The organism is Bacillus sp. DJP31, from assembly GCF_049310945.1.
GTDB lineage: Bacteria > Bacillota > Bacilli > Bacillales > SA4 > Bacillus_BS.
The window spans coordinates 1-617 of the sequence record NZ_JBMERO010000108.1; the positions used below are offsets into that span (position 1 = coordinate 1).

Here is a 617-nt window from a genome sequence, read left to right on the forward strand (position 1 = left end):
TAAGATGGTGCCGAGAACCGGAATCGAACCGGTACGGTAGTCACCTACCGCAGGATTTTAAGTCCTGTGCGTCTGCCAGTTCCGCCACCCCGGCAATACATCAGAAAGTTGGAGCGGAAGACGAGGTTCGAACTCGCGACCCCCACCTTGGCAAGGTGGTGTTCTACCACTGAACTACTTCCGCAACAATGTACTGCATTTACTTATCAAAAAATTGGTGCGGATGAAGGGACTCGAACCCCCACGCCGTAAAGCGCTAGATCCTAAGTCTAGTGCGTCTGCCAATTCCGCCACATCCGCGTAAAAAATGGTGAGCCATGAAGGATTCGAACCTTCGACCCTCTGATTAAAAGTCAGATGCTCTACCAACTGAGCTAATGGCTCGTGTAAAATGGTGCCGGCTAAAGGAGTCGAACCCTCGACCTACTGATTACAAGTCAGTTGCTCTACCAACTGAGCTAAGCCGGCATATAATAAAACAATTTCTTTGCTATCCATTATGAAAAGATATTTTACTTAAGTAAAAATCATTGGTGGAGGATGACGGGATCGAACCGCCGACCCTCTGCTTGTAAGGCAGATGCTCTCCCAGCTGAGCTAATCCTCCGGATAATAAT

The 617-nt window shown here is 48.3% G+C and carries 6 tRNA genes; all 6 read right to left on the reverse strand.

Annotated elements, in window-relative coordinates:
* Positions 1–5: 5 nt before the first annotated feature.
* The 6 genes from ACOI1C_RS22700 to ACOI1C_RS22725 all read right to left on the reverse strand — a co-directional run bounded on the left by ACOI1C_RS22700 (position 6) and on the right by ACOI1C_RS22725 (position 607).
* Positions 6–94, reverse strand: a tRNA-Leu gene (locus ACOI1C_RS22700).
* A gap of 15 nt (positions 95–109) precedes the next feature.
* A tRNA-Gly gene (locus ACOI1C_RS22705) sits at positions 110–184 on the reverse strand.
* Positions 185–215: 31 nt separating this feature from the next.
* Positions 216–300, reverse strand: a tRNA-Leu gene (locus ACOI1C_RS22710).
* A gap of 8 nt (positions 301–308) precedes the next feature.
* A tRNA-Lys gene (locus ACOI1C_RS22715) sits at positions 309–384 on the reverse strand.
* Positions 385–392: 8 nt separating this feature from the next.
* Positions 393–468 (reverse strand) — tRNA-Thr (locus ACOI1C_RS22720).
* Positions 469–531: 63 nt separating this feature from the next.
* A tRNA-Val gene (locus ACOI1C_RS22725) sits at positions 532–607 on the reverse strand.
* Positions 608–617 lie beyond the last annotated feature (10 nt).